General features: G+C 61.7%; 6 protein-coding genes and 2 pseudogenes. 4 read left to right on the forward strand and 4 right to left on the reverse strand.

Annotated elements, in window-relative coordinates:
- A pseudogene (locus tag AHiyo1_RS26960) lies at positions 1-106 on the forward strand (lipoyl synthase); the annotation flags it as partial.
- An 89-nt stretch (positions 107-195) separates the two neighbouring features.
- Positions 196-960 carry a DUF4191 domain-containing protein gene (locus AHiyo1_RS15260; protein ID WP_059389126.1) on the forward strand — a complete coding sequence of 255 codons (765 nt, stop codon included), beginning with the start codon at positions 196-198 and terminating at the stop codon, positions 958-960.
- A gap of 65 nt (positions 961-1,025) precedes the next feature.
- On the opposite strand, the gene AHiyo1_RS15265 is transcribed toward AHiyo1_RS15260, so the two are convergent.
- Entirely contained in the window at positions 1,026-1,463 is a 438-nt protein-coding gene (locus tag AHiyo1_RS15265; RefSeq protein ID WP_059389127.1) for an RDD family protein, read from the reverse strand.
- 319 nt (positions 1,464-1,782) lie between these two features.
- Between AHiyo1_RS15265 and glnA the strand changes: the two genes are divergently transcribed.
- Positions 1,783-3,207, forward strand: a complete 1,425-nt coding sequence (glnA, locus tag AHiyo1_RS15270) for a type I glutamate--ammonia ligase (RefSeq protein ID WP_059389128.1) — start codon at positions 1,783-1,785, stop codon at positions 3,205-3,207.
- 171 nt (positions 3,208-3,378) lie between these two features.
- Here the strand turns inward: glnA and AHiyo1_RS24255 are convergent, their stop codons facing one another.
- Positions 3,379-3,543 (reverse strand): DUF2207 domain-containing protein, encoded by a 165-nt coding sequence (locus tag AHiyo1_RS24255; protein WP_148667595.1) that lies wholly within the window; start codon positions 3,541-3,543, stop codon positions 3,379-3,381.
- 430 nt (positions 3,544-3,973) lie between these two features.
- Between AHiyo1_RS24255 and AHiyo1_RS15275 the strand changes: the two genes are divergently transcribed.
- On the forward strand, positions 3,974-4,234 hold the full coding sequence (locus tag AHiyo1_RS15275) for a hypothetical protein (protein WP_059389129.1): 261 nt from the start codon (positions 3,974-3,976) through the stop codon (positions 4,232-4,234).
- Positions 4,235-4,241: 7 nt separating this feature from the next.
- Here the strand turns inward: AHiyo1_RS15275 and AHiyo1_RS15280 are convergent, their stop codons facing one another.
- Together AHiyo1_RS15280 and AHiyo1_RS15285 are read right to left on the reverse strand one after the other, a co-directional pair.
- On the reverse strand, positions 4,242-4,763 hold the full coding sequence (locus AHiyo1_RS15280; RefSeq protein ID WP_059389130.1) for a GNAT family N-acetyltransferase: 522 nt from the start codon (positions 4,761-4,763) through the stop codon (positions 4,242-4,244).
- Positions 4,764-4,813: 50 nt separating this feature from the next.
- Positions 4,814-6,211, reverse strand: a pseudogene (locus tag AHiyo1_RS15285) (bifunctional [glutamine synthetase] adenylyltransferase/[glutamine synthetase]-adenylyl-L-tyrosine phosphorylase); the annotation flags it as partial.

Genomic DNA, 6,211 nt, shown 5'->3' on the forward strand with positions numbered 1-6,211 from the left:
AAAAGGCCGCGAGATCCCCGCCCATCTGGCCCACATCGCCGAAGGCATCCAGGACTCCGGCACCACCCGCCAGGAAGCCCGCACCCTCCTCGCACACCACGCATAGCACGTCGGCTAAAGCACGGTCAAAGGACCGGACCCCGGACAAATCCGGCGTCCGGTCCTTTGGCATAAATCACGTAGAATTAAGGCACTATGGCGAAATCCCCTGATTCCAGCAACTCGACAACATCGGCTGCCGACGCTCCCAAGCGTGGCTTGTTTTCCCGCAAGCCCAAGGAAGCCAAGGCCAAGAAGCCGAGCCAGCTGAAGCAGATCGGCGAGGTCTTCAAGATGACCCGCCGCAATGACCCTATCGTCGTGTGGCTCATGCTGTTGGCGTTCCTTGGCGTCGTTGCTGTCAGCCTCGTCGTCGGGTTCTTCCTGAACAACTGGGTCACCGGCCTGATCATCGGCATCCCCTTGGGCCTGCTGGCAGCTGTCTTCATCCTCTCGCGGCGCGCGGAACGTGCCGCCTTCGCGCAGATCGAGAACCAGCCCGGAGCTTCCGGTGCGGCTTTGGGAACCCTGCGCCGCGGCTGGATCACGGAAGACCAGCCGGTCGCCGTCAACCCGCGTACGCAGGACGCCGTCTTCCGCGCCATCGGCCGGCCCGGCGTCGTGCTGGTCAGCGAGGGACCGTCGCATCGCGTCAAGCCGCTGGTTGACGCCGAGCGCAAGAAGCTCGCCCGTATCCTGCCGAACGTCACCATTCACGTGATCGAAAGCGGTCGTGGCGAAGGCCAAGTGCCCATTAGCCAGATCGCAAAGACCATGAACAAATACAAGAACGAACTCACCAAGGTTGAGGTCGGCGCTGTCAGCAAGCGAATCTCTTCGCTGGGCAACCGCCTGCCGATCCCGAAGGGCATCGACCCATACAAGGCACGCCCTGACCGCAAGGCCGCACGCGGACGCTAACCACGACAAAAGCCGCCCGTTCCTGGAATCTCCAGGAACGGGCGGCTTTTTGCCTGCGCAAAAAGTTACATCCGAATGAGGATCGTGTTCATGGCCCTGTCGTGGAGGCCACGCTGGTCAGGATCGAAAACAACCGCGGGAATCACCAGGCACAAGAGGATCGTCCTGACCAAAGCGGCCAAGGGTCCTGCCTGCGCTCCTCCGAGCCGTACCACGTGGATGCCCGCAACCCGGTGTCCGATGCTGTAGCCCAGTGTGCCGATGAGAAGGACCTGTTCCACCGCAAAGACAGCGAGTGTCGCCCATTGGTTGCCGCCGAAGGCAAAGTTGCTGATCACCAGGGCGATGACCCAGTCGATGCAGATTGCCAGGATGCGACGGCCGGCCCGGGCCATGGAGCCTGGACCGGATTCAGGGAGGCCGAGCCGCGCTCCCGGGTACTTGGAAATTCCGGACGTGTCCGGCCCTGTGAGCCATGAACCAATATCTTTACGATCAACCACACTTCAAGCTTACGGCTTCACCATCGCACGCCCGACGGCGGGAGGTGGCGCCGGTGCGCTCTTGGCTGTCTTCACAAGGAAACAGACACACAGGCGAAAGACATAGACTGGCACTGCAGTAGACCAGTAGCGTTTACACGGCAGGCAGTTCTGTAACCTGCTCGAAACAATACTGACACTCCGGGGAAATCCCATTTCCCTATGGTTGGAGAAGTTGCTAGCCGCCGCATCAGGGATACTTTTTTGTTTCCCTGCTTTCGGTTTGCGCTGGACCAGACGGCCCGAGGGGCCTGTTACCTGTTATGCGTTAGGAGCATAGATGTTCAAGACTGCGGACGAAGTCCTCAAGTTCATCAAAGACGAAGATGTTAAGTTCGTCGATATCCGCTTCACCGATCTTCCGGGCGTCCAGCAGCACTTCAATGTGCCGGCCAAGAGCGTTGACGCTGACTTCTTTGTCAACGGCCAGCTCTTTGACGGATCTTCCATCCGCGGTTTCCAGGGCATCGCCGAGTCCGACATGCAGCTCATCCCGGACGTCACCACGGCCTTCATCGACGCCTTCCGCATCGAGAAGACCCTGGCATTGAACTTCTCCATCGTGAACCCGCGCACCGGCGACCCGTACCACCGCGACCCGCGCGGCGTTGCCGAAAAGGCAGAAGCCTACTTGGCCTCCACCGGCATTGCGGACACGGCATTCTTTGCTCCCGAAGCTGAGTTCTACGTCTTCGACAACGTCCAGTTCGAATCCTCCCCGCAGGGTTCCTTCTACAAGGTCGACTCGATTGAAGCACCTTGGAACACTAGCCGCGAAGAAGAAGGCGGAAACCTCGGTTACAAGACCCCCTTCAAGGGCGGCTACTTCCCGGTTTCCCCGGTTGACCACCAGGCTGACCTCCGCGACGCCATGTGCATCGCGTTGGACGAAGCAGGCCTCGAAGTCGAGCGCTCGCACCACGAAGTCGGCGCTGCCGGCCAGGCCGAGATCAACTACAAGTTCACCACGCTGGTCCACGCAGCCGACGACCTGCAGAAGTTCAAGTACGTCATCAAGAACACCGCGTGGGAGTACGGCAAGTCCGTAACCTTCATGCCGAAGCCGATTTTCGGTGACAACGGCTCTGGTATGCACTGCCACCAGTCGCTCTGGAGCAACGGCGACCCGCTGTTCTACGACGAGAAGGGCTACGCCGGCCTGTCCGACACTGCACGCTGGTACATCGGCGGCCTGCTGAAGCACTCCTCTGCCGTGCTCGCCTTCACCAACCCGACGGTCAACTCCTACCGCCGCCTGGTCAAGGGCTTCGAAGCTCCGGTCAACATGGTCTACTCGCAGGGCAACCGCTCCGCCGGCATCCGCATCCCGATCACGGGCTCCAACCCGAAGGCCAAGCGCATCGAGTTCCGCGCTCCGGACGCCGCGTCCAACCCGTACTTGGCGTTCTCCGCCCAGCTCATGGCCGGCATCGACGGTATCCGCAACCGCATCGAGCCCCCGGCTCCGATCGACAAGGACCTGTACGAACTGCCTGCAGAGGAAGCCAAGGACATCCCCAAGGCTCCGGGCTCCCTTGAGGAAGCACTCGAGGCCCTGCGCGAGGACAACGAGTTCCTGCAGGCCGGCGGTGTCTTCACCCAGGACCTGATCGACACGTGGATTGAGTACAAGTACGAGAACGAGATCCGTCCGCTGTCGCTGCGCCCGAACCCGTACGAGTTCGAGCTCTACTACGGCGTCTAGTAACACCGCACGAGGCAAATGAAGGGCCGCAGTTCATTTTTGTGAACTGCGGCCCTTTCCCTTTAACGCCGGCGGACTCGTGCCCACAAAAAAGAACGGCTGTGCCCGCTAAGACACAGCCGTTCTTTTGGTAAAGACCCCGGATCGCAGGGGCCGGACCCCCAATTTTTCCTACACCCGCCGGCGCCCGCTAATCAACCGGAAGAGGAAGACGATGATCGCCAAGACGATCAATATCGGGGCGATCCAGAGAAGGAATCCCAGGGCCTTTACGGTGCCGCCAATGATAAAGAAAAGGATCGCGATGACCGCGACGATTCCGAGGATGACATTCATGATGTAGCTCCAGTTTCAGTCGTAAACATTCTGATGATTGCCTTTATCGCTGTGCAAACCTCAGCAACCTTACTATAAGTATGCTTATTATTCTAATCCTTCCCGGAACGCCCGCTCACATAAAGGGACACGTCCACCTTGAGGTCATGTCTGCAGGAGCGTCCGGCCAAACACCCACATAGGTGAGCGAGCGTCCGGCCAAACACCCACATAAGTGAGCGAGCGTCTGTGTCCGCGGCGCGTCGCAGAGCCGAAACCATGGGGCAATCCGGCGTGCCTACCGGAACGGGCATTCACGCCCGGTTCTGCCATTCCAACGCCCCTGTCGCGGGCGTGGACGCCGTGGTACGTTCAGCGTGATCAGGATGCTTGAGAGAGAGTCCTCATCCCTTCCGGCTCCTGACGCAACTACTCAAAGCGGAGGCATACGATGACAACCTTGATGATCTTCCACGAGGTCGATGACGTTGAGCACTGGCTTAGCTCGCCGAAACGGGAAGAACTCTTCGGACCCCTGGGCTTCACGGTTCGAACGTTCGTGGACCCGGAAAAAACCAACCGGGTTGGTTTGATCGTCGACGTCCCGGACATGGAGACGTTCCAGCGAACGCTGGAGTCCGAAGCTGCCGCCGAGGCGATGAAATTCGACGGCGTGCGCCCGGAAACAATCGTGACGCTGGTCGAGTCCTAGGTACCGCCTAGTCGCCGAAACCCCGGTACATGGTCCATTGCGGACCGGCGGAACCACCCAAATACTTGCCGGTCTCGACAAAACCCGCGTTTGCGTAGGCAGCCTTGGCGGCAGGATTGTGTTCGTTGACGGAAAGCACGACGCCGGCCTGCCCGCCACCCAGCCTTGCTGTCAGCTTCTGCGCTTCCCGGGCAGCGGCCACAGCAGACAGGGAGCCCAGGCCTCTCCCCTGGCGCTTCTGGTCGATCAGGAACCCGCGCAAGAGCCAGGCGGAATCGTCGTCGTGCCATCCTGCCAGGGTTGCGGCACCAGCCTGCAAGGTAAATACTCCGATGGCGGCGCCTGCCGCTTCGATCACGTACGGCAGGCGGCTTTCGTCTTCCAACCCCATGAGCATCATCTTGAACGGGTCCCCGACGAAGTCTTCCTGCCCCGCGGCCAATTCCATGACGGCGACGTCGCCGAGCGTGATGGCGCGGGCATCGTCGTCGAGATCCTTCAGGGGAATGAGCCACACGGTTTCCAGCATCCTTCGAGCTTAGCCGCCTCCGTACTTCGCGGGACGGCTCAGCCTGGAGCTCACTGGCCGTAGAAGTCCTTTTCGAACACCGCCCGGGTCCGCCGCTCAAGCGAAGATAGTCTTCTTCGAACACCGCAGCCTGCCCGGGAGGGTAACCGCACCACCTGGCAACGGCCTCCAGGTCCCTTCGGGAAGCAGGGAGGAGATCCGAGGCACGCCCGGTGCAGATCACATTCGCCGAGCGGATGCGGCTCGCGAGCCGCCAGGCTTCGCGAAGCAACACGATGTCGCCCTTGTCGATCAGGCCCAACGACTCGATCGCGTCGAGGGCCTGCAGGGTTGACGTGGTCCGCAGTTGTGGATGCTTCCCTGCGTGTTGGAGCTGCAACAGCTGCACCAGCCACTCGACGTCGCTCAGTCCGCCCCGGCCGAGCTTGACGTGCCTGGCTGGATCGGCGCCTCTCGGGAGCCGTTCCGACTCAACCCGTGCCTTGACGCGCCGGATCTCGCGCACATCCGTCTCGGCGAGCGATTCGGGGTACCGGATCGGGTTGATGAGCCAAAGGAATTCCGCGGCCAATTCGTCGTTGCCGGCCATGGGTTGTGCCCGCAACAGCGCCTGGGCTTCCCAGATGAGGGACCATCGCCGGTAATACTCCGCGTATGACTCGAGGGAACGGACCATGGCCCCGTTCTTCCCCTCGGGACGAAGATCGGCGTCGACGGTGAGGACCCGCTCCGCCAGGATGGCCGGTTTGAGGGGTTGGGTCAACAAGGTGGAAATGTGACCCACAATGGCAAGGGCTTGTTGCTGGGCTTCGGATTCACCCGCCCCGGGGAGGGCACGGTGGACGTACATGACGTCGGCGTCCGAGCCGTAGCCGATCTCGCGTCCGCCTTGCCTGCCCATGGCGACCACCAACACGTGCGTCGTGAGGGGCCCCTCGGAAGCCACGATGGACTCGGCGACGTGCAAGGCGCCCAGAACCGCAGCCCGGTCGGCATCGGCCAACGCCGTGCCCACTGCGTCCTGTTCCAGGAGGCCGGAACTGTCCGCGATGGCGATCCGGAGGATTTCCCGGCGCCTGATGAGCCGGATAAGCCGCATCGCGTTTTCCGGATCGGCGTGGCGCGACATCTTGGACTGGATTTCCTGCCACTGCGCCTCGAAGCTCAGCGGCATGAGTTCCTTGTCGGAACCAAGCCACGCAACGGACTCCGGGGAAACCTCCAGGAGATCCGCGATGAGCCGTGAGTTGGAGAGCACGTGGCAAAGCCGCTCGGCCGCCGCTTGCGAGTCCCGGAGCATCCCGAGATACCAATGGGTGGTACCGAGTGCTTCGCTGACACGGCGGAAGGCAAGCAGTCCGGCGTCGGGATCCACACCTTCGGCGAGCCAGCCGAGAAGGATGGGGAGCAACTGCCGCTGCAATGCGGCGCGCCGGCTGACCCCGGCC

Source organism: Arthrobacter sp. Hiyo1 (assembly GCF_001263615.2).
Taxonomy (GTDB): domain Bacteria; phylum Actinomycetota; class Actinomycetes; order Actinomycetales; family Micrococcaceae; genus Arthrobacter.